Origin of the sequence: Deinococcus hopiensis KR-140 (genome assembly GCF_900176165.1) — a bacterium.
Classification (GTDB): domain Bacteria; phylum Deinococcota; class Deinococci; order Deinococcales; family Deinococcaceae; genus Deinococcus; species Deinococcus hopiensis.
In genome coordinates this window covers 189,388-209,582 of the sequence record NZ_FWWU01000004.1, presented here as the reverse complement: position 1 = coordinate 209,582, position 20,195 = coordinate 189,388, and the positions used below count along the sequence as shown (strand labels likewise).

The window sequence follows — 20,195 nt, the reverse complement described above, 5'->3', positions numbered from 1 at the left end:
TCGGCGCATGTGCCCTTCGCCCGACGATGCGGTCCCCGCTTCACGCCGGATCATTCTCGGGGCGGGGGAGCAGCGCTGGCCGGGCTGGATTCCCACGCAGCGAGAAGACCTGGACCTGCTGGACCGGGCCTCCTTCGAACGCTTTTTCGGGGAGCGCCGGGCCGACGCCTTTCTCTGCGAGCATGTCTGGGAACACCTGACCCTGGAGGAAGGACGCGAGGCCGCCCGGCTGTGCTCCGACTTCCTCCAACCCGGCGGCCACCTGCGCTGCGCTGTGCCGGACGTGAATTTTCCCGATCCCGACTACCAGCGGCTGGTCCAGGTGGGCGGTCCCGGTCCCGCCGATCATCCGGCGGCGGACCACAAGCTCGTGTACGACTGGCGCACCTTCGTGGACGTGTTTCGGGGCGCTGGCTTCGAAGTCACGCTCCTCGAGTACTGCGACGACGCCGGGCAGTTTCATACCCGCGACTGGGACCTTGAGGCCGGGCCCATCTACCGCTCCCTGCGGCTGGACCACCGCAACGCAGGCGGACAGCTGGGCTTCGTGTCGCTGATCGTGGACGCCCGCAAACCACGGGGGGAAGCGGACGACTCCTGACGGACCGCTCCCCCTCCGGGGAAAACATTGCGCCGGGCGCGGCCCGCCTACGCGCCTCCCAGATCTCCCTGCAGGAGGTAGCCCTGGCCGCGCACCGTCTGGACACCCACCTCATCGGTCAGTTGGCGCAGTTTGCGGCGCAGATTGAAGATGTGCACCTCGACCGGGTTGCTGCCGGGAGTGGACGCCGCTCCCCAGACCTCGCGGGTCAGGGCCTCGCGCGAGACGACCTGCCCCGGATGGCGCATCAGTACAGCGAGCAGTTCCGCCTCGTGGCGGGTAAGCTTCACGGCGCTGTTGCCGGACCGGACCCGGTTGTCCTGCAGGCTCAGGGGCCCGAGCGACAGGGGGGCGGCCCTCTTGGCGGGGGTGACCCGGGCGCGGTCGCCGGGAGCAGCTGGGGGGTCGGGTTCTTCCTGGCCGCCCGTCTGGCGGGTGTCGTAGAGCTGGGTGCCGGCCGCCGAGAAGAGAGCCTGGGCGTCGGTGCCGTTCTCGGGCGAGTGGACCGAGGCTGTCCGCACCCCGGAAAGCTCGAAGCCTGCGCCCCGGACAAGCCCGAGGGCCTCCTCGACGTGAGGTGAGGCGGAGCGGTCACTGGCGGTCAGCAGGGCGAACTCGTCGCCGCTGAGGCGGTAGGCGGTGCCCGAGTCGCCCAGCCGGGTCTGCAGGGCTTCTCCGAACAGGTGCAGCAGGACGTCGCCGCGCTCGTAGCCCTCGGCCTCGTTGATCGCCTGGAGGCCGCCGAGGTCAATCAGGCTCAGCGCAAACGCTTTCCCAGCCGAGACCCGGGCCTGCAGGTCGCGCTCCAGTGCCCGGCGGTTGCCCAGACCCGTCAGGCTGTCGACAAAGGCGAGGACCTCAAGCTTCCGCAACTGCTCGCGCCGGGTGACGGACACGTTCAGGGTGCGGGAGGCGGAGCGCAGCAGCCGCTGGTCATCGGGACGCCAGAGCACGGGGTCCGCGAACCGGGCAAACGTGACGAGGGCCCGCGCGCCGCCCATCAGGGCCAGGGGAAACCACGCCATGCTGCGCACGCCCGTCTCGGTCAGGGCGGGGTTGAGGCTCCCCTGACCCCCGAGTTCCGCGTGATCGAGAAACAGGGGCGCGTCGGGCTGGAGGCGCAGATGAAGTCCGCGTGTGGCGTCTATGCCCACCTCGGTCATCCTCTGCGTGAACGCTTCTGGAACGCTGGGGTCGTACCAGCTGTACGTCGTCACCTGACCGTCCCCGGAGGGCAGGTGCAGCCCCAGCCAATGAATGCTCGCGGCGCGCCCCAGGAGCTCCCCGATGGCCGGCACCAGCTCCGAGAGCTCCAGGTCGTATTCCATCATCTCCGCCATCGCCACGTGCAGCTGCGCCGCCTCGGTCGCCCGGCGCAGTTCGGCCACCATCTGGGTTTTGGCCCGCGCCTCGTTTTCCAGATCCCGCTGCGCCCGCCGCAGCTCGAGCTCGTCCACGACGAGGGCGGCGAGGTCCGAGAGGTTGGTCTGCTCTTCGGGACTCAGTCCGGCGCGCGGCACGTCGTCGATCACGCACAGGGTCCCCAGCTTGTGGCCGTCCGGCGTGATGAGGGGCGCGCCGGCGTAAAAGCGGATGTTCGGCTCGCCGGTGACCAGGGCGTTGCCGGCGAAGCGCGGGTCCCGGGTGGCGTCGGGCACCACCATCACGCCCTCGCTCAGAATCGCGTGCGCGCAGAAAGACAGCGACCGGTCGGTCTGGCGCAGGTCCAGCCCGAGGCAGGCCTTGAACCACTGCCGGTTCTCGTCGACCATCGAGACGAGGGCGATGGGTGTTCCAAACAGCCGCGCCGCGAGGTTGGCGATGCGGTCGAAGGCCTCCTCAGGCAGGGTGTCCAGAATCTCATAGCGTGCCAGAGCTTCCAGGCGCTGGAGTTCGTCTTGTTGCGGCAGTGCTGACACCCCTCCAGTCTACGCGGTGCTTTGTCAGAAAACTGCGTGGACACCTGGGTTTTGCGTTCTGGCGGGTATACCCCCGGTGAGGGGTACGCCGCGAACGGATCCGTTCTGCCCTTTTGGCGGCGCACTTGCCGCACCCAGGGAAATGCTCTTGGGTTACGCTGGAGTGGTCATGAATATGCCCTTCTTATCCCAGACCCTGCGCCCCCTCACCCTCCTCGCCGCGGGCAGCCTGGCGCTGAGCGCCTGTTCGTCCGGCACCTCCCCGGCCTACGACGCGTCCGGCACCTGGAAGGGCACCCTGAACACCGCGCAGGGACCGGCCGCCTTCACTGCCGTCGTCCGCGACAGCAGCGGCCGGCTCACAGGCACCGTCAACCTCGACAACGCCGACACGGTGCCCACCGACTTCACGGGCAACCGCGGCGCGGACAATACCGCCACCCTCAATGTGCCGAGCACCATCTTCGGTGCGCTGAGCATCGACGGCACCTTCAGCGGCAAGACCTTTACCGGCACCTACCGGGTGAATGGGGGAGCGGCCACCGCGCTGTCCATGACGCGCCAGTAAACGCCGCTGTTTCGCGGTGGGGACCGGCCTGCGGCAATCGCGGCCGGTCCCCACCCTTACGCCGGGTTGCGCTGGTCCGTGCCCGGAAAGCTCCCGCTGAAGCGGCCCACCCCATTCTTGCCCGAATGCTTGATGCGGTACATGGCGGCGTCGGCGTGCTTTTGCAGGGTTGTCAGGTCGCTGCCGTCCGCCGGCGCGACGGCGACCCCGATGGACGCGGTGACCGACACCTGGTGTTCGTCCAGGGTGAAGGGCTCGCACAGCGCTCCGAGCAATTGTTCGCCGACCCGCGTCGCGTCCTGCGCTTCCTCGAGCTCGCGCAGCAGCACCGTGAACTCGTCGCCGCCCAGCCTTGCGATCAGGTCACCCCGCCGCGTGTGCTGGCGCAGCCGCGCGCCCACCTGGCGCAGCAGTTCATCGCCCAGATCGTGACCCAGGGCGTCGTTCACGGCCTTGAAGCCGTCGAGATCGATAAACAGCACGGCGCTCATGCCGCCCTCGCCCGCGTCCGCGCCGCGGCGCAGGGTGCGCGAGACCTCGGCCTGGAAATGCGCCCGGTTGGCCAGCCCCGTCAGGGTGTCGTGCGCGGCGCGGTGGGCGAGCAGCTGGTGGTCCTGGCGCAGCGCCGCGTTGTCGCGCGTCAGCTGCTCGGAGCGCAGCCTCTCCATATCAGCCTCGCGCCGCAGCGCTTCAAGCTGGAACTGGGCGGTCAGCAGCCGTGTCCGGCGGTCCACATGCTGCGCGTGAATGGCCTGCTGCAGGGCCAGGTAGGCGCGCAGGTGCATCAGCGCCGCCGGTAGGTTTCCCAGGGCTTCCTGCACGTCGCTGAGCGCCCGGTGGGCGTCGCGCTCGTGCAGCCGGAACTCCAGGTCCTGCGCCAGCGTCAGCGCCCGGGTGAGCACGGTGGTGGCGGCCTGGCCCTCGCCCAGACCCTGCAGCGCCCGGCCCCGGGTAACGAGCAGGCGGCAGAGGTGGTCGTGATCCGCGATCTCCTCGGCGAGGGGCTGCGCCCGCTCGGCGGCAGCGAGGGCTTCTTCCAACTGCCCGAGTTCCAGCAGGCTGGCGGCGCGGTAGGTCTGCACCACCACCTCGTGCTGCCGCACGCCCGCCTTGCTGAGCGCCAGCAGCTGCTCGTCGGCCAGGGCGATGGCCGCTCCGTACTGGCCCAGCAGGCAGAGGTCCATCACCGCGTTTGCCCGGGCGCTCGACTCGAGGAGGGGGTCTCCAATGCGCCGGGTGCCCTCGATCACCTCGCGGTGGGTCCGCAGCGCTTCCTCGTACTCGCCGAGCTCGCCGCGGATGACGCCGATGTTGTTCAGCACGCGCAGCCGCCCCTGTTCGTCACCCACTGCGCCGGCCAGACGCGCACTTTCCAGGAAATGCTCCAGCGTGCCCACGTAGTCGCCGCGCTGACTCGCGACGTTGCCCAGGCCGTTGAGCGCCCGGGCCTCCAACGCCGCGTCTCCAAGCCGCTGCCCCAGGGCCCGCGCCGACGCAAATGAGGCCGCCGAAGCCTCTATCTCCGAGCAGTAGAACAGCGCCGCGCCCCGCAGGCACAGCAGCTGGCCGCCCACAGGCGAGTCCGGCAAGGTCAGCGCCTCGGCCTCCGCAATCAAGTGCAGCGCGCCCTGGGCGGACGTGAGCAGGCGCGCTTCGATCTCAGTCAACAGCGCTTCCAGCCGGGCGGTGTCAACGCCTGGAGCTGCGGAGGTGAGCTGGCCGGAAGAGCCCATAGAAATTCAGTTCCAGAATAGAGCAATTCGTGAGGGGAAGGGCAGTGACGGCGCAGACCGGACCTTAGGTTCCGCGGGTGGACCCGTCCGGGATCTGGCCCGCCTGCTCTCCATTCTGGCGGGGGCGCGTCCGGTGCAAAAAGCGTCCCAGCAGCGCCGCCGCCGCCGTGAACAGCCCGGCAGTCAGCCCGAACCACAGGCCGCGCGGCCCCAGCTCCAGCCCGAACGCAAGCCACGACCCCAGGCCCAACCCCACCACCCAGTACGCGCCCAACGAGATCAGCAGGGGGGCGCGGGTGTCGTGCAGGCCGCGCAGGGCCGCGTTGGCCGTGACCTGCACGCCGTCCACGGTCTGAAACAGGGCCGCGATGGCCAGCAGGCCGGCGGCGGTGCCCAGCAGCCCGGCATTGCCCGCGTCGCGCACATTCACGAATACGCCCAGAACCGCGCGCGGCGCGAGCAGCTCCAGCGCCGCAAAGCCCAGCATCACGCCCGCCGCCAGTCCGATGCCCGTCAGACCCGCACGCCGGGCCCCTGCCCAGGCTCCGGCTCCCGCCGCGTGGGCCACCCGGATCCCGGTGGCCGTCGCCAGGCCCAGCGGAATCATGAACACGGCGGTGATGACCTGCAGCGCCACGTTGTGCGCCGCGAGCGCTTCCCCACCGAAGCGGGCCATCAGCAGCGCCGTGACGCTGAACATCCCGCCCTCCGCGCCCAGGGTCAGGCCGATGGGCCAGCCCAGCCGCAGCAGGGCCGCCACCTCCGAGCGCAGGGCCTCGGCGGGCCGGGCCGGGCCGTCCGGCGCGTGGGGCGCGCGGCGCAGGGTGATGGGCAGCAGGGTCAGCGCCATGACCCACGAGGCCACGGCGCTCGCCGCCGCTGCGCCCCCCAGGCCCAGTGCGGGCAGCGGTCCCCAGCCGAAGGCGAGCGCGGGGCTGAGCAGCGAGACGAGCGCCACACCGCCCAGCGCCGTGGCCGTGACCACCCGCGGCTGTCCGGTGCCCTCCAGCGTGCCGCGCAGGGCCGTGAAGGCGAGCACCGGCCACATGCCCAGCGCGTAGACCCGCAGGTAGGTGGCGGCCAGGTCTGCCCGGATGCCCTCCGGCGCGAAGCGGGGCAGCAGCGCCGCCACCCCCCACATCAGCGGCAGGGCCACCAGGGCCAGGCCCAGCGCCAACCACAGTCCGGCCCGCAGCGTCTGCCCCACGCCCGCTGCGTTTCCTGCCCCGTGCGCCTGCGCGGCGCGGGGGCCCACCGACAGCATCACGCCAATCAGGACGATAAATACGAGGTAATAGGTGGCGTTTGCGTAGGCGGCCGCGGCGAGCGGGCCCTCACCCAGCCGCCCGATCACGGCCGTACTGACCAGCGCGAGCGCGTTCGAGGCAAACTGCGACACGACGACCGGACCCGCCAGCCGCACGAGGGCCCCGAGTTCTGCCCGGAACTCCGGCGGCGAGGCGAGGGGTGGGGGTCCGGCGTTCATCCCCGCAGTGTACGGGCCCGCCGGGAGAGGCGCGAGAGGAATCTGACAGGCGCGGGGGCGTAGGCTGGACGGCGTGCCAGAGCAGGGCCTCCATGCATGAGCCGGGTGGGGCAGAGGCGCGGCGGCGCGGGGGAGTGGCCCTCGTCGCCGGCGCGCTCTGCCTGGGGTTGTGCGGCGTTCTCGCGTCCGGTCACGGTGATCTGGGGAGCGCCGTCCTCGCTGTGGTCTGCGCGTTGACGGCCGCCCTGCTGCGCTTCACGCGGGTGCCACTGGGGTGGGTGGACCGGGGTCTGCTGCTGGCGTTCGGTACCGGCCTCGGCGTGGCCCTGTTCCGGACGCCCCCAGCGCCCACCTCCACGTCCCTCCTGCCGCTCGCGCTGCTGGCCCTGGGTTCGGCCGCCTTCGCCGTGCTGCGCGTGGGCGAGGCGCTGCGCTACGCAGCCCTTTTGTTCGGGCTGTTCGCTCTGGCCTCGTGGCAGGACGGTCCAGGGGTGCTCCCCCACCTCATCGCCGTGGGCCTGACCCTCGCGCTGGTGGGCGCGGCCAGCGGGTATATCGGCCGGTTCAGCGCCGAGCGGGCGGAAGCGGCGCTGATGCGGGGACTGGCGCGGACCGACGCGCTCACCGGCGCGGACAACCGCCCCGAGCTGTACGCCCACCTGCGCCGCGCGCTTGCCGGCGGGGGGCCGGGCTGGGGCCAGGAGCGCAACTTCGCGGTGGTGCTGCTCGACCTCGACTATTTCGAGCAGGTCAACACCCGCTACGGCCACGCGGTGGGCGACGCCCTGCTGGTGGCGGTGGCCCGGTCCTTGCGGCAGGAGGTGCGCGCCGGGGACCGGGTGGCGCGCTGGGACGGCGACGCGTTTCTGGCGCTGCTCCCCGGCGTGGACGAACGCGGGGCCAAGGCCGAGGCGTACCGCCTGTGGCTCGCCGTGCGGCGGCTGCGAGAACCGGGCCTTCCCCAGGTCACTGCCAGCCTCGGCGTGGCCTTGAGTACGGACGCCCATACCCTGGAAGACCTTCTGCAGCTCGCGAACGAGCGGCTGTACGTCGCCAAGGCGTCAGGACGGGACCGGGTGAGCTTGCCCGAAAAGCCGCTGCCGCTGTTTCCGTGAGAAACCGTGGACAGTTGGTCGTAGAACAGCCCTTATTCCACGGCCCAGGTCCTCACCAGCTCACCGAATCGGATCGATCTCCGACAGTGACGTCGACGTTGCCTGCGTCCGCTGCTGGCGCAGGGTATCCACTTCACGGGCGTCGAGGGCGTCGTCAGCCATCACGATGGTCTGCGCGAGCAGCAGCAGGGACGGGCAGATCGCGCGGGGCAGGCAGCGCTGGTTGCCCTCCCGCAGCACCACGCCCTGCTGCCCGTCGGTGAGGATCAGCAGGCCGGAGCCCGCGAGCAGTCCCGCCGGACCCGGCGTGGGCCAGGTGCGGGCCCGGCAGCCCAGCAGCGCCGCGCGCCACTCGGCGCTGTTCCAGTCGCCCTCCTGTGCGTTTCCCGTTCTGCCCACGTCTCCGCACAGCTCGGTGATGGCCGCACCCACCTCGCCGCCAGGCTCGTCCAGCCCCACAAAGGCGTGGGTCAGTTCGTCCAGGGACGTCTCGCCCCGCTGCCAGAGGCGTACCTGCTCGATGATCCCGGTCATGCCCGGATGATAGCGGCAGGCGGAGGCGGCCGGGACGTACGAATCTCGCCCTCACGGGGGGACGCTACTCTGGGCGCCGTGAAGGCGCCGCCTGCCATTCAGTACGTGCCGCTGCGCAACAGGACCCTCCCGCTGGTGGTGGAGCCCATTACGGTGCCCACGTCCGCCCCAGGGCAGGTGTTCCGGCCCCACCGCCACGACTTTCAGGAGTTGCTGTGGCTGGAGTCGGGTACGGGCGTCCACTCCATCGACGGGCGGATGATCGAGTTTCGCCCGCCCAGCGTCTCGGTGATCACCCGGGGGCAGGTCCACGCCTTTCAGCAAACCCAGGACCTCCAGGGCTTCGTCGTGTCGTTTACCGAGGAGCTGTTTGCCGCCCCCGGCGAACATGCTCCGCATCAGCTCGTGTTCAACTACGCGCCGGGCGATCAGGCATTCACGCTCGGTGAGGACCTGCACGGGCAGGGCGTGACCCTGCTGCGCCTGATGCTCGCCGAGTACGGGCGGGCGGAGGTGACGGGCGACCTTTCCCTGCTGCGGCCCCTGCTGGAGGCGCTGCTCGCGCTGGTTGGGCGGGCGGCGCGCGAAGCGAGTCGGGTGGGCCCGGCCCAGGAATGGCGCGACCTGCCGCGCTTCCTCGCCCTGCTGGAACGCGACTTCGTGCGGCAGCAGGGGGTGGAGCACTACGCCCAGGCCATGAACGTTTCGGCGCGGCACCTCTCCCGCCTGACGCACGCGACGTTGGGCAAGAACGCCAAGCAGGTGATCCAGGACCGCCGAATACTCGAAGCCCGCCGCCTGCTGAGCTTCACGGACATGTCTGTCAAGGAGGTGGCCGTCCGACTGGGCTTTGCCGACCCCTTTCACTTCAGCCGCGCCTTCAAGGCAGCCAGCGGTGTGTCGCCCCAGACCTTCCGCGCTCGCCGAGAGCCGGTCTGAGCCTTGCGCCGCTCGGGAGAAAAAGACATGCCGGAGTCCGAGGCGGTCATTGCTCCGCCCAGTGGGAACGGCTACAGTGTCTTCACGTTGAACGTTTCCTGAAGTGAGGCGCTCCGATCGTTCCAACCCACTCCATTCCCCTGATCCGGCCCGCATTTCCGGGCCCCGGAGGCCACGTCATGTCACGATTCCCCGCTGCCCGCCTGCTGCTCCTCGCCCTCCTGGCCGCCCCGACCGCCCTCGCCGCTCCCGTGAAGTTCGAAGTGGCGACAAAATCCGAGAACCTCAACGTGCTGACGGTCGAAAGCGAGACAGCCGTGGAGAATTTCACGGCCAGGACGAACAAGGTCAGCGGGACCCTGACCTTCGATCCAGCCTCCAAGACGGGCGGCGGGACGGTGACCATCGACGGCACCACCATCGACACGGGCATCGCCCTGCGCAACAGGGATATGAAGTCTGCCACCTGGCTAAACTTTGATAAGCAGCCTGACGTGAAGTTTACGGCGACCAAGGTGGCCCACCTCAGCGGTGAGAAATACCGGGTAAGTGGCAATCTGACCATGAACGGCGTGACCCGTCCTGTGACGGCCGACGCCACTGTGCGCTACACGCCGGAAGGTGACCTGACGCGCGCGGTGGGGCTGAAGGGTGACGTGCTGGCGGTCAGCGTCAAGTTTGGCGTGAAGCTCAGCGACTACGGGGTCAAGCACCCCCAGATCGCTGCCGGACGCGTGAGCAACGACCTCGACCTTGTGGTGCGTTTTATCGCCAGCAGCAAGTGAGTGGGGAAGGCCAGCCGATGCGCGCGTCCCCACCCCGGCTTCGCCTGTTGCGCCGCCTCGCCGGCACCCTGGCCGTGCTCGCGCTGCTGGCGCTGCCCATCAGCGTCCTTGTCAGCGGCGGAATGACCCAGCATGCGGCCCTCGTTCAGCGCGTTGAGCCCTCTGCCAACGCCGAGGCCCTGTTCGGCGGAGACGGCGGCCCCGGCACGCCGCTGGGCTCCCCGCAGCGCGTGATCATCCGTGACGAGAAGGCCTTCCTCCCCGGTACCGGCGAGAACGGCGCGCGCTTTGTAAGCGAGGCGTACTTGCGCGAGCACGGCCTGTATCCCCTGCAGGTCAAGACTGTCGAATTTGTGCGGAACGTCGTGGCGGCCGTCTCGCTCGCCGCGTTGTTGCTGTTTGGGGCCCTGTGGATGTGGGCGCGGCGGACGGAGCGGGGCTGAGGGCCACCCTTCGGGCAAGGCGCCGCCCGTTGTGCTGGCCCCAGTTTGATGAGGGGTGTGACCGGAACCGACAGTTTGCCTCAACGCGGGCGCGGGGGCGCATCGTGTAGCATGCCGGGGCCTGTGCCCGAAAGACCCGCCCTGCCGGCGCGGTGAGGGCGCTGTCCGTTCAGGCTGGCTTCCCGTCCGGCGTGTCGCCGGTGGAGTCGGCCTTCTCCCTACCCGCTCTCACGCCCCCAGGAAGACCACCTTGAAGTACTCCTCCCACCCCAATCCTTTGCTGGAACGCGCGGCCTGGCGTGACCTGAACGGCACGTGGCAGTTCGCCTTCGACGACGAGGCCCGCTGGCGCACCCCGCAGGACGTGACCTTCGACCGCGAGATTCAGGTGCCCTACCCGCCCGAAAGCGTCCGGAGCGGCCTTCACGACGAGGGCTTCCACCGCGCGGTGTGGTACCGCCGCACCGTGACCCTGGAAGAGCATGAGCGCCAGGGCCGGTTGCTGCTGCACTTCGGAGCCGTTGACTACGCGACGCGCGTGTACGTCAACGGGCGCCTCGTCGTGGCCCACGAGGGGGGCCACACCTCCTTCACGGCGGACGTGACCCAGCGGGCGCGCGAGAGTGACACGCTGGAGATCATCGTGCGCGCCGAGGACGATCCGGCGGACCTCGCCAAGCCGCGCGGCAAGCAGGACTGGCTGCTGCATTCGCACTCCATCTGGTACCCGCGCACAACCGGCATCTGGCAGCCCGTGTGGCTGGAGAGCGTGCCCGAGCACTTCGTGGAGAGCCTGCACTGGACCTCGCACATGGAGCGCTGGGAAATCGGCGTGGAGGCGAGGGTCAACACCGGCGCGCACGGCAGCGTTCCCACGGACCTGACGCTGCGCGTGCGTCTCTCCCACGAGGGCCAGCTCATCGCCGACGACCGCTACTCGGTCGTCGGCGATGAGGTGTCGCGCCGCATCGCCCTGCCGGACCCCGGCATCGACGACTTCCGCAACGTGCTGCTGTGGAGTCCCAACCACCCCACCCTCATTCAGGCGGACGTGGAGCTGCTGCGCGGCGACACGGTGCTGGACCGGGTGCAGAGCTACACGGCCATCCGCTCGGTGGACGTGCAGGGCAACCGCTTCATGCTCAACGGGCGGCCCTATTACCTCAAAATGGTGCTGGACCAGGGCTACTGGCCAGAGTCGCTGATGACCGCCACCGACGAGGAGCTGCGCCACGACGTGGAACTCACCCGGCAGCTGGGCTTTAACGGCGCCAGAAAACACCAGAAGATCGAGAACCCCCGCTGGCTGTACTGGTGCGACGTGCTGGGCCTGCTCGTGTGGGAGGAGATGCCCAGTCCCTACCGCTTCACGACCCGCTCGGTGGAGCGCCTGACCAAGGAATGGACCGAGGCCATCGAGCGCGACCGCTCGCACCCGTGCATCGTCGCGTGGGTGCCCTTCAACGAGTCGTGGGGCGTGCCGGACCTGCCCACCAACGCCGCGCACCGCGACTACGTGCGGGCGCTGTACCACCTCACCAAGACGCTGGACCCGACCCGCCCGGTGATCGGCAACGACGGCTGGGAGCATGTGGCAACCGATCTGCTCACCGTCCACGACTACGCCGACGATCCGGGCGTGTTGCTGGAGCGCTACGGCACGCTGGAAGCCACCCGCAGCAGCATCGAGCGCCAGCGCCCCGGCGACCGCGTGATCACGGTGTCGGGCTTTCAAATGGTTGAGCAGCCGGTGGTCTTGTCCGAGTTCGGCGGCATTGCCATCATGCAAGACAGCCAGAGCGGCTGGGGCTACAGCGAGTCCGAGGACGCCAGCGACTTCCTGAACGACTACACGGCGCTCCTCGCTGCCGTTCACGACAGCCGGGGCCTGTCGGGCTTCTGCTACACCCAGCTCACCGACACCTTTCAGGAGAAAAACGGCCTACTCGACGAATACCGTCGCCCCAAGGCCGACCTGCTCGCCCTGGCGCGCGCCACCCAGGGCAAGCGCACTGCCCGCGAGATGACCATCGACCCGGCGATGAACCCCTTCGGCTACTCCCACCGCTGGCGCGAGCGCAAGCAGCACGACACGGGGGAGTGACGGGCTGAACGTGCGGGCCGGGCAGCGCTGCCCGGCCCGCGCCCTTGGCGGCACATTGGGCGTATCGAGATCTTTTCCAGCACAACGATGGGAGCGACCCGCTGGTGCGGGACGGGCACGTCCCCGGAACCGGGCCGCGGCGTCGCCATCCACAGATGGAACGGCGCGAGCGGCGTGGCGCGAGGCGGAAAGCGCGCTCGCCGCTACGCCGCGAAAGCGGGTCGCACGCCGCCCCCGGGCTTCGGGCGCGCCCAGCCGGCGCCCGGCGGGCAGACCGGTCACTCGCCCGGCCCGGTCCCCGTCGGTGAGGACCGGACGACCGGTTTCAGCGTGAGGCCTCGACCGCTGCTCGGGGCCTGCCCGGCGGCACCCATGAACCTGTGGGTCCCCGCATTCAGGGCGATTCCAACGGCGTTGAGCGCCTCACCTTCGTTTGGCACGGGGAGGAGAAGCTGCCGGACGCCCACCGTGACTTCAGGGGCCTGAAGGCGTACCTGGAGACCCGCTCCAAGGGGGACCGTCCCGACGGGCGAATGGTCAAGATCAAACGCAAGGACTTCTTCCGGGAAGCCCGGAGACCGAAACGGCGATGGGCCGCCCAGGCAACGTTGCCCGGGCGGCCCAAACGTTTCGTCCCTTTAGTGCGCTGGCATCAGCAACCGCGGCGTGCGTCCCGTCTGCCGGGCGTACTCGGCAGCGACCCGCTCGCCCGCGCGGCGGCCCGTGCCGTGGCGGGCAATCATGACCACGCTGCCGCCGAAGCCGCCGCCGGTCAGCCGCGCGCCGTAAACGTCCGCCTCGGCTTCCGCGAGCGTCACGATCAGGTCCACCTCCCGCACCGACACCTGATAGTCGTCCCGCATGGAAGCGTGCGAGGCTGTGAACAGCTCGCCCACCCGCCCGAGTTCGCCCGCCCGCAGCGCCGCCACCGTCTCCAGCACCCGGGCGTTCTCGGTGATGACGTGCCGCGCACGGCGGTTCAGAGGCTCCGGCAGGGCATTTACCCGCTCCAGATCCTCCACACCGAGCTCCCGTAGGCTCGCCACGCCCAGCAACTCACAGGCCCGCTCGCACTCGGCGCGGCGGGTGTTGTAGTCGCCCGCGGCGTGGTTGTGTTCGACGCCGGAATGCAGCACCACCAGGTCCATGTCTTCCGGCAGCTTCAGGCGCTCGAAGGTCAGGTCCCGGCAGTCGAGGAACAGCGCCTCGCCCACCTGCGCCAGCGAGCAGGCCATCTGGTCCATGATGCCCACGTTCGCCCCCACCAGCCCATTCTCAGCGCGGCGGGCGAGCTGCGCCACCTGCACGTCGTCAAGCGGCAGACCGAACAGCTCGCGCAGCCCACGCAGCAGACACACCAGCAGGGCTGCCGAACTCGACAGCCCCGAGCCGAACGGCACGTCCGAGCGAATATGGGCGCGAAAGCCCGTCAGCTTATGTCCGTCCCGGACGAGTTCCTGCGTCACGCCCTGCACGTAGTCGATCCAGGAGTGCGTCTGCGTTTCTTCGCCCAGACGGTACGCGCGCGCCTCGTTCAGATCGCTGGCGTAGACCTCCACCCCGTCTCCCTCCAGGCGGCTCAGGCCGATCACCGCCTGCTGGGGTATGGCGCTGGGCAGCACGAAGCCGTCGTTGTAATCCGTGTGTTCGCCGATCAGGTTGACCCGGCCCGGGGCGTGGGCCGTCACCTCCGGGGCCGCGCCGAAGTGGCTCAGGTAATCGCCCGCCGTGCCGGTGCGGATCACAGCGTCACCTCCCGCAGTTCCTTCGCCTTGACCTCGGGCAGCGAGTCGTTGGCAAACAGGCCCGCGCCCTGCTCGGTGCCCGCCAGGTATTTGAGCTTGCCCTTGGCACGCAGGGCGGGGTAAATCTCGATGTGCAGCGGCCATTCCTCGTGCGCCTGCCCGTCGGTGGGGGCCTGATGAACCGTCATCAGGTACGGCATCCGTACCCCGAAGAGGGCGTCGAGCCGTGCGAGCGTCTCCTTCAGCAGCGCCGCAAAATGCAGGCGCTCGGCGTCACTGAGGTCCGACAGCCGCGCGGCGGGGCGGGCGGGCAGCAGCCACGTCTCGTAGGTGTAGCGCGCGAAGGGTGGAACCACGGCCACCGCGCCCTCATTGCGCGACACCAACCGCTGGCCGCTTTCCAGTTCCTCGCGTAGGAAGGTGGCCGCCCAGGGCTCCCCGTGTTCAGCGAGGTGCGCTCCAGCCAGTTCCAGCGCGCGGGTTTGGACGGGCGGCACGTGGTCATAGGCGTAAATCTGCCCGTGCGGGTGGTGTAGCGTGACGCCCACCTCCACGCCCCTGTTCTCGAAGGGCAGCACGTACTGAATCTTGTCCTGTTCGCCCAGCGCAGAGGTGCGGTCTGCCCACACGTCCACGAGCAGCTTGACGTGCTCCACCGGCAGCTGGTGCAGGCTGGTCCCCGCGTCCTGCGTAAACACCACGACCTCGCACTCGCCGGTGCCGGGGCGGTTGACGGTGCCGGGCACCGGGTCGGGCTCGGGGGCCGCCAGGGTCAGGCTGGGAAAGCGGTTCTGAAACACCGCGATGTCGTAGTCGCCCTGGGGCAGCTCGGTGGGGTGTTCGGGGTCATGGGTAGGCGCGAGGGGATTGTATTCGGCCGGCGGCAGGAAGGTGCGGTCCTGACGGTGCGCGGCGTAGATGACCCATTCGCCGCGCAGGGGATGCCAGCGCTGCTGCGGGGTGGCGCGCACAGGTTCGTTGCCCGGCGAGGGGACGGGCCCCTGCACGGCGATGGGACGGCGGCTGTAAAGCCACAGGAACCGCCCGTCCGGTTTGCGGAACTCGGCGCGCTGGTATGGAGTCGTCTGGGTCATGGGAAGCGTTCCTCTCTGAACGGGCCATTTTAACCGGCCGTGCTTGAACCCGGGGAGGCGTGCGGCGGCGAAAGCTATGTGCCCGAAGCCCGAACGCCGTGGGGCGTCGCAACGATCATAGGACCTCCCCGGGGTTGGGCGGCGCGATTGTCGGAATAGGGCGGGGAGATGCGCCGGGAAACCGGCAACGCGGCCCCGCCTGATTCTCCAGGTCCTCAGCGCCCTCAGCCCAGGGCCACCACTTCGCCCGACAGGTCCGCCACCGGTACCCCGTCCGGCCAGTTCAGCGGCACCACGTGCATCTGCCGGTGCTGGTGGCCGCTGTCCCAGGCGTGAAACACGAGGTAGTCCTGTCCTCCCGGTCCACGCACGACCGAGTTGTGCCCCGGGCCAATCAATACGCCGGGTTGCGTCCACAGCACGGCGGGCCGCACCTGATCCTCGCGCCAGGGCCCCAGGGGATGATCCGCGACGGCGTGACCCACCCCGTACGTCTCGTTCGTCCAGTTGCCGCCCGAGTAGAACAGGTGGTAACGCCCGCCGCGCCGCAGCACAAAGGCGCCTTCCAGCGTGTGCCAGTCCAAGGTCCGGCCGTACATCTCGCGGCCGCGGTGAAACAGTTGCCAGTCGGCCGTAGCGCGCAGCACCGGCTGCAACTCCCCTGCCAGTTCGGTCATGTTGCGCAGTGGGGCGGCGGCCAGCGCCGTGCCCGCCCGCTCGCCCTCCAGGTAATCCTTGGCGACGTACAGGTACCACTGCCCGTCCTCGTCCTGAAAGGGGTGCGGATCAATGGCGAAAGGCTCGTTCGGCGTCAGGTTCAGGCCCTGATCCACAAAAGGCCCCAGCGGACTGTCCGAGACTGCCACCCGGATGTGGTGTCCCCGGTCCCCCTCGCCCGCCGAGTAATACATGTAGAAGCGCCCGCCACTCTTCGCCACCTCAGGGGCCCAGTAGTCCAACCGCTGCGGGGTGTAAGGCACGAGCGCGCCCCCATGCGAGGTCCAGGTCCGCAGATCCGGCGAGGACAGCACCTCGAAAGCCCGGCCTCCATCCTCACCGTGCATGCCGGTGCCGTAAGCGTAATACAGTCCGCCTTCGGCCAGAACGAAGGGATCAGCGAGGTAACCGGTGTAGACGGGCAGAATCGGGGGCATGGAGTCTCCAGGAGCAGGGGGAAAGTGGGAAGTGAAGCGCGGCGGCGCGGTACAGCAGAACCGGGCGGTGCGTGAGGTCTCTCGGCACCGGGGGCAGCCGGAACACGGCGGGCTGCCCCTGGTGCCAGCGGGACAGAGTGAGGGACTCGCGAGAGGTTCGACGGTCACAAGTGTAGCAGAAAAATCTTGTTAATTGTCAATTTTAGCTTCAATACATCCATATGCTTTGAGCAAATGGGCAATGGCTGCACGGTTTAGCAGGGGACTCTGCCGGAAAGGAGGCAACCAGAAGGTAGCCTTGTGAAGTTTCACTGGGCCCTGAACAGCACGGATCAGACATTATGGTCAGAGAAATGACAGAGGGCAGGTAACTTCCTTGGCATTTCCCAGAAACAGTGTGTGAAAGCAGTCAGAGAAGGGTTTTTATAGTATTCTCATGGCAACTGCCTAATCACGCGAGGAGGCTTCCGTGCCTGCAAGACGCCGCTCCACCCCTGCATTTGGTCTTCTGACCTTACTCCTGCTCAGCGCCTGCTCAAGCACCCTGCCTACAACGCCCGACACCGCTTCTGCTCCCCGCTACGACTCCGTGGCTTCCGTACCGCTCAAGGCGGGGGATACCCGTGAATCCGTGGCCCGCATTCTGGGAGGGACGGTAATCGAGTGGAACGACTCAGGCTGCGCGGCGGGCGTCGCGGCGTCATGCACGGCACTGGTTGGACTGGACCGCGGTGTACAGGCTCTTTCTCGCCTGAAGCCTCTGGGCGACCGCAGCGTGCAGATCGAGCCGAATAGGGACGCTTTTAGCGGGAGTGGCGTTGTAGGCGTGTGGGCCGGTGGTGTGGTGGGGGTTTGGGCGGGCGGCATTGTAGGCGTGTGGGCCGGCGGTGTGGTGGGGGTTTGGGCGGGCGGCGTATATGCAAATCTCCCCGCAAACACCTCCCTCTGGCAAAAAGTCAACCTGCAGCAAGCGCAAGCGTTGGCCTCCAATCTTGGCGCAGGCGTGACCGTCGCCGTCATTGATACTGGCATTGACCTTCAGCACCCTGCCTTCCAGGCCTCTTTAACAGACTCTTCTACCTGGCGGGACTTCTACGGCAACGACAATGTGCCTCAGGAAGAGGGCATCCTGGGAAACGGTGCATATGGGCACGGTACGAGCGTTGCTGGCATAGTCCTGCAAGTCGCTCCCAAGGCCAGGATCATGCCGATCCGCGCGCTGGGCTCCGACGGGTCGGGCGACGCGGTAATGGTAGCCCAAGCGATACAGTGGGCTGCGGCGAGGGGAGCCAATGTCATTAATCTGAGTCTGGGGAGTGCCGAGAACTCCACTGTGGTGCAAAGCGCCATCAATACAGTCACGGCACAGGGCATTCTGGTTGTGGCGTCAGCCGGGAACGAGAACCAGAACGTCCTGACTTATCCGGCAGCCAACGCCACGCAAAAGGGCAGTGGCGAATACGCCTTGAGTGTGGGAAGCGTCGATCTATCGGACCTAAAATCCACCTTCTCCAACTATGGCCGTTCGTTGGAACTGGTTGCCCCCAGCGAGAACGTCTATGGGCCAGCCCCTGAAAACCGAATGGTGGCCTGGAGCGGCACCTCGATGGCCGCCCCGATGGCCGCCGGTGGCCTGGCCCTGGCCCTTGGGCAACAGCGGACGGTGGCGTTGAAGGACCTGACAGCCAAGATGGCGGGGACGGCCTTTGATGTATATAACGGTGGTGCGAACGACGCCTATAAAGGCATGCTCGGTCCGAAAGGCCGCCTCGACCTCTCCAAGTTCCTGGACGACTCCATCCAGCACTAAGCGGGCGATCATTCATGCTTCCTGACGACCAGGCATTGACGTCGTCGCCCCCATCCCACGTTGCAGAGCGAATCGAAGCTTTGCAACGTGCTGTTCTGGAATTGTTGGAAGCTGACCCCCGAGAAGCGCTCGTGCTTGCGCAGTCCTGTTGCCGTGTGGCCGACGGGATTGGAGACATGGGGTACCGGGCCAGTTCATTGTTGTTGCTGGGCCGTGTGCTGTTCGCTCAAGCTGAGCTAGCGGAAGCAAGGGTAAAGTTGCTGGAGGCTGCAACTCTCTATCAGCATCTCGGCAATATTTTGGAAGAGGCCGAGGCGCATAGTCACTTGGGACGCATTTCGCTGAACCTGGGACAATTCGAGGAAGCTCAGACTCATCTACAGTTATCTATAGAACGCACGGCGGCCATCTCTTCTTCAAAAGCTAAAAATATTCATGCGACCGCCCTCAACTTGTTGGCTGGTACATATCATCAGCAGGGAAATGCTGGAGATGCATTGCGTCTGTTGAACCACTCTCTTAACCTCTGGCAAGAAGAAGAAAATATTACTGGGCAGTTGCAATGCCTAAGCAATATAGGAAATATACAGAATTGGCTCGGGCAGTATGGAGAGGCCATATCAACCCTTTCAAATGCATACAGGATCTATCAATCTCACCCTCAGGATTCAAAAACAGAAATACACATTCTGCACAATCTGGCAACAGCACATCATCTAAATGGGGATAATACCCTGGCCATTAAGATGATGGAGTCCGCGCATCAGACGGCGGTAATTAGCAGAAGTAAATTTAACGAGGCGGCAGCCCTACTGAACTTGGGCGGCTTTTGTCTGCAGGATGAACAATGGACGGAGTCTCTCCGGTATCTGCAGGACGCTCTACGGCTAACGCAGCAGCTGGGGTATCAAGTTCTTGAATTGGAAGTCCTCGACACCCTCGGCTCTCTCTACCAGAAAACCGGGGAACACGATCTTGCGCGCCAGAGCTATGCCCAGGCGCTGGAGATGGCCCTGTCCATCGGCTCTACCCAAGGCGAACTCAACGCCCGCTTGCACCTGGGTCAACTGCACCTGACGGGCGGACAGCTCGAGCAGGCCCGCGAGGAACTGCGGGCCAGCCTGGGCCTGGCGGTGCAGGCGCAGTTTCGTAAGGAGGAAGCGTCGGCGCACGAGGCGCTTTCGGAGCTGTACAAGCGTCTGGGGTGGCCTGCAGAAGCCCTGGAACACAGTGAGCAGCTCCGGCGCATCGAGCGAGAACTGTTCGATGCCGAGCGGGACCGGCAGACCCGCAACCTGACCATCCAGTTCGAGGTGGAGCGGGCCCGGCGGGACGCAGACGTATACCGCATGCGGACTGAAGTGGAGCACGAGGCCCGGCGTACGGCCGAGCGGCTGGTGCAGGAGCGTACGGCAGAACTTGCCCGCGCTCAGCACGAGGTCGTCACCCGTCTCGCCATGGCTGCCGAGTACCGCGACGACACGACCGGCGAGCATACCTGGCGTGTGGGACACGCGGTCACCCACATTGCCCGGGCGCTTGGGTGGCCAGACGCCCGGGCCGAACTGCTGGGGATCGCCGCGCGTTTGCACGACGTGGGCAAGATCGGCATTCCCGACAGCATTCTGCTCAAGCCGGGCAAACTGACGCCCGCCGAGTATGTCCAGATGCAGACGCACACCCTGATCGGGGCCCGCATCCTGTCGGGCGGGCTGTCCGAACTGCTCCGGCTGTCCGAAGAAATCGCCCTGACGCACCATGAGCGCTGGGATGGCAAGGGCTATCCCCGGGGACTGGGCGGGCCGCTGATTCCGATCTCCGGGCGCATCGTGGCGGTGGCCGACGTCTACGACGCGCTTACGCAGGAGCGGCCCTACAAGCGTGCCTGGACGCATGAGGAAGCGCTTCACGAGTTGGAAGTGCAGGCGGGCACGCAGTTCGATCCCGATGTTGTGCGCGTGGCGCTGGAGGTATTGCAAGGCGGCCTGGCCGCAACAGAACCGTTCCGCTCTGTTCGCCGCTGAATCTGGGGCCACAGGTGTGGCCTCGCCCAGATCCTCTTCAGGAAACCTTTAAGTCTCTTTCTGTAAGGAAGCGGACCCTATTCTGGGGGGTAATGCCGTCTTTCGCTTCTGCTGTTCCGAGGCTCCCCCAGTACCCCGCCG

The 20,195-nt window shown here is 67.6% G+C and carries 16 protein-coding genes and 1 pseudogene; 10 read left to right on the top strand and 7 right to left on the bottom strand.

The window, feature by feature from the left end; genetic code table 11:
* Positions 1–7: 7 nt before the first annotated feature.
* Positions 8–601 (top strand): class I SAM-dependent methyltransferase, encoded by a 594-nt coding sequence (locus B9A95_RS04165; protein ID WP_084045677.1) that lies wholly within the window; start codon positions 8–10, stop codon positions 599–601.
* Positions 602–648: 47 nt separating this feature from the next.
* On the opposite strand, the gene B9A95_RS36060 is transcribed toward B9A95_RS04165, so the two are convergent.
* Positions 649–2,520 carry a winged helix-turn-helix domain-containing protein gene (locus B9A95_RS36060; RefSeq protein ID WP_084045676.1) on the bottom strand — a complete coding sequence of 624 codons (1,872 nt, stop codon included), beginning with the start codon at positions 2,518–2,520 and terminating at the stop codon, positions 649–651.
* A 169-nt stretch (positions 2,521–2,689) separates the two neighbouring features.
* On the opposite strand from B9A95_RS36060, the gene B9A95_RS04155 reads away from it, so the two are divergent.
* Positions 2,690–3,088: a hypothetical protein gene (locus B9A95_RS04155; protein ID WP_084045675.1), complete on the top strand. Its 399-nt coding sequence runs from the start codon at positions 2,690–2,692 to the stop codon at positions 3,086–3,088.
* Between the two features lie 56 nt (positions 3,089–3,144).
* Here B9A95_RS04155 and B9A95_RS04150 read toward each other — a convergent pair whose 3' ends face one another.
* A complete protein-coding gene (locus tag B9A95_RS04150) occupies positions 3,145–4,755 on the bottom strand; it encodes a tetratricopeptide repeat-containing diguanylate cyclase (RefSeq protein WP_170928411.1) in 1,611 nt (536 codons plus the stop codon).
* 130 nt (positions 4,756–4,885) lie between these two features.
* Positions 4,886–6,307 carry an MATE family efflux transporter gene (locus B9A95_RS04145; RefSeq protein ID WP_084045673.1) on the bottom strand — a complete coding sequence of 474 codons (1,422 nt, stop codon included), beginning with the start codon at positions 6,305–6,307 and terminating at the stop codon, positions 4,886–4,888.
* Positions 6,308–6,399: 92 nt separating this feature from the next.
* Here B9A95_RS04145 and B9A95_RS04140 point away from each other — a divergent pair, with 92 nt between their 5' ends.
* The gene (locus tag B9A95_RS04140) at positions 6,400–7,422 is read left to right on the top strand and encodes a GGDEF domain-containing protein (RefSeq protein ID WP_084045672.1); all 1,023 of its coding nucleotides are present in this window, start codon (positions 6,400–6,402) and stop codon (positions 7,420–7,422) included.
* 60 nt (positions 7,423–7,482) lie between these two features.
* On the opposite strand, the gene B9A95_RS04135 is transcribed toward B9A95_RS04140, so the two are convergent.
* The gene (locus B9A95_RS04135) at positions 7,483–7,956 is read right to left on the bottom strand and encodes a hypothetical protein (RefSeq protein WP_084045671.1); all 474 of its coding nucleotides are present in this window, start codon (positions 7,954–7,956) and stop codon (positions 7,483–7,485) included.
* A gap of 78 nt (positions 7,957–8,034) precedes the next feature.
* On the opposite strand from B9A95_RS04135, the gene B9A95_RS04130 reads away from it, so the two are divergent.
* The 4 genes from B9A95_RS04130 (at position 8,035) to B9A95_RS04115 (ending at position 12,227) form a co-directional block, all read left to right on the top strand.
* Positions 8,035–8,895: a helix-turn-helix transcriptional regulator gene (locus B9A95_RS04130; protein WP_170928410.1), complete on the top strand. Its 861-nt coding sequence runs from the start codon at positions 8,035–8,037 to the stop codon at positions 8,893–8,895.
* A 179-nt stretch (positions 8,896–9,074) separates the two neighbouring features.
* The gene (locus B9A95_RS04125) at positions 9,075–9,680 is read left to right on the top strand and encodes a YceI family protein (RefSeq protein WP_084045669.1); all 606 of its coding nucleotides are present in this window, start codon (positions 9,075–9,077) and stop codon (positions 9,678–9,680) included.
* Between the two features lie 17 nt (positions 9,681–9,697).
* Positions 9,698–10,123, top strand: coding sequence for a hypothetical protein (locus tag B9A95_RS04120; RefSeq protein WP_084045668.1), 426 nt, complete (start codon positions 9,698–9,700; stop codon positions 10,121–10,123).
* A gap of 250 nt (positions 10,124–10,373) precedes the next feature.
* Positions 10,374–12,227, top strand: coding sequence for a glycoside hydrolase family 2 protein (locus tag B9A95_RS04115; protein ID WP_084045667.1), 1,854 nt, complete (start codon positions 10,374–10,376; stop codon positions 12,225–12,227).
* Between the two features lie 638 nt (positions 12,228–12,865).
* On the opposite strand, the gene galK is transcribed toward B9A95_RS04115, so the two are convergent.
* The 3 genes from galK to B9A95_RS04100 form a co-directional block, all read right to left on the bottom strand.
* Positions 12,866–13,972 (bottom strand): galactokinase, encoded by a 1,107-nt coding sequence (gene galK, locus B9A95_RS04110; RefSeq protein WP_245808127.1) that lies wholly within the window; start codon positions 13,970–13,972, stop codon positions 12,866–12,868.
* Positions 13,969–15,066 (bottom strand): galactose-1-phosphate uridylyltransferase, encoded by a 1,098-nt coding sequence (gene galT, locus B9A95_RS04105; protein ID WP_084045665.1) that lies wholly within the window; start codon positions 15,064–15,066, stop codon positions 13,969–13,971. Before galT ends, galK begins: the two co-directional genes overlap by 4 nt.
* Positions 15,067–15,290: 224 nt before the next feature.
* Complete coding sequence (locus B9A95_RS04100; protein WP_084045664.1) at positions 15,291–16,220, bottom strand: glycoside hydrolase family 43 protein; 930 nt, start codon at positions 16,218–16,220, stop codon at positions 15,291–15,293.
* A 469-nt stretch (positions 16,221–16,689) separates the two neighbouring features.
* Between B9A95_RS04100 and B9A95_RS04095 the strand changes: the two genes are divergently transcribed.
* From B9A95_RS04095 to B9A95_RS37520, 3 genes and pseudogenes are all read left to right on the top strand, one after another.
* Complete coding sequence (locus B9A95_RS04095) at positions 16,690–18,030, top strand: S8 family serine peptidase (RefSeq protein WP_084045663.1); 1,341 nt, start codon at positions 16,690–16,692, stop codon at positions 18,028–18,030.
* Between the two features lie 14 nt (positions 18,031–18,044).
* A pseudogene (locus B9A95_RS37525) lies at positions 18,045–18,674 on the top strand (tetratricopeptide repeat protein); the annotation flags it as partial.
* 102 nt (positions 18,675–18,776) lie between these two features.
* A complete protein-coding gene (locus B9A95_RS37520; protein WP_245808126.1) occupies positions 18,777–20,054 on the top strand; it encodes an HD domain-containing phosphohydrolase in 1,278 nt (425 codons plus the stop codon).
* Positions 20,055–20,195 lie beyond the last annotated feature (141 nt).

What these genes read in the sequence shown, in the direction of transcription:
- B9A95_RS04165 (WP_084045677.1), top strand. Translation starts at nt 8, where the DNA reads ATGTGCCCTTCGCCCGACGATGCGGTCCCCGCTTCACGCCGGATCATT.
- B9A95_RS04155 (WP_084045675.1), top strand. Translation starts at nt 2,690, where the DNA reads ATGAATATGCCCTTCTTATCCCAGACCCTGCGCCCCCTCACCCTCCTC.
- B9A95_RS04145 (WP_084045673.1), bottom strand. Translation starts at nt 6,307, where the DNA reads ATGAACGCCGGACCCCCACCCCTCGCCTCGCCGCCGGAGTTCCGGGCA.
- B9A95_RS04140 (WP_084045672.1), top strand. Translation starts at nt 6,400, where the DNA reads ATGCATGAGCCGGGTGGGGCAGAGGCGCGGCGGCGCGGGGGAGTGGCC.
- B9A95_RS04135 (WP_084045671.1), bottom strand. Translation starts at nt 7,956, where the DNA reads ATGACCGGGATCATCGAGCAGGTACGCCTCTGGCAGCGGGGCGAGACG.
- B9A95_RS04125 (WP_084045669.1), top strand. Translation starts at nt 9,075, where the DNA reads ATGTCACGATTCCCCGCTGCCCGCCTGCTGCTCCTCGCCCTCCTGGCC.
- B9A95_RS04120 (WP_084045668.1), top strand. Translation starts at nt 9,698, where the DNA reads ATGCGCGCGTCCCCACCCCGGCTTCGCCTGTTGCGCCGCCTCGCCGGC.
- galT (WP_084045665.1), bottom strand. Translation starts at nt 15,066, where the DNA reads ATGACCCAGACGACTCCATACCAGCGCGCCGAGTTCCGCAAACCGGAC.
- B9A95_RS04100 (WP_084045664.1), bottom strand. Translation starts at nt 16,220, where the DNA reads ATGCCCCCGATTCTGCCCGTCTACACCGGTTACCTCGCTGATCCCTTC.
- B9A95_RS37520 (WP_245808126.1), top strand. Translation starts at nt 18,777, where the DNA reads ATGATGGAGTCCGCGCATCAGACGGCGGTAATTAGCAGAAGTAAATTT.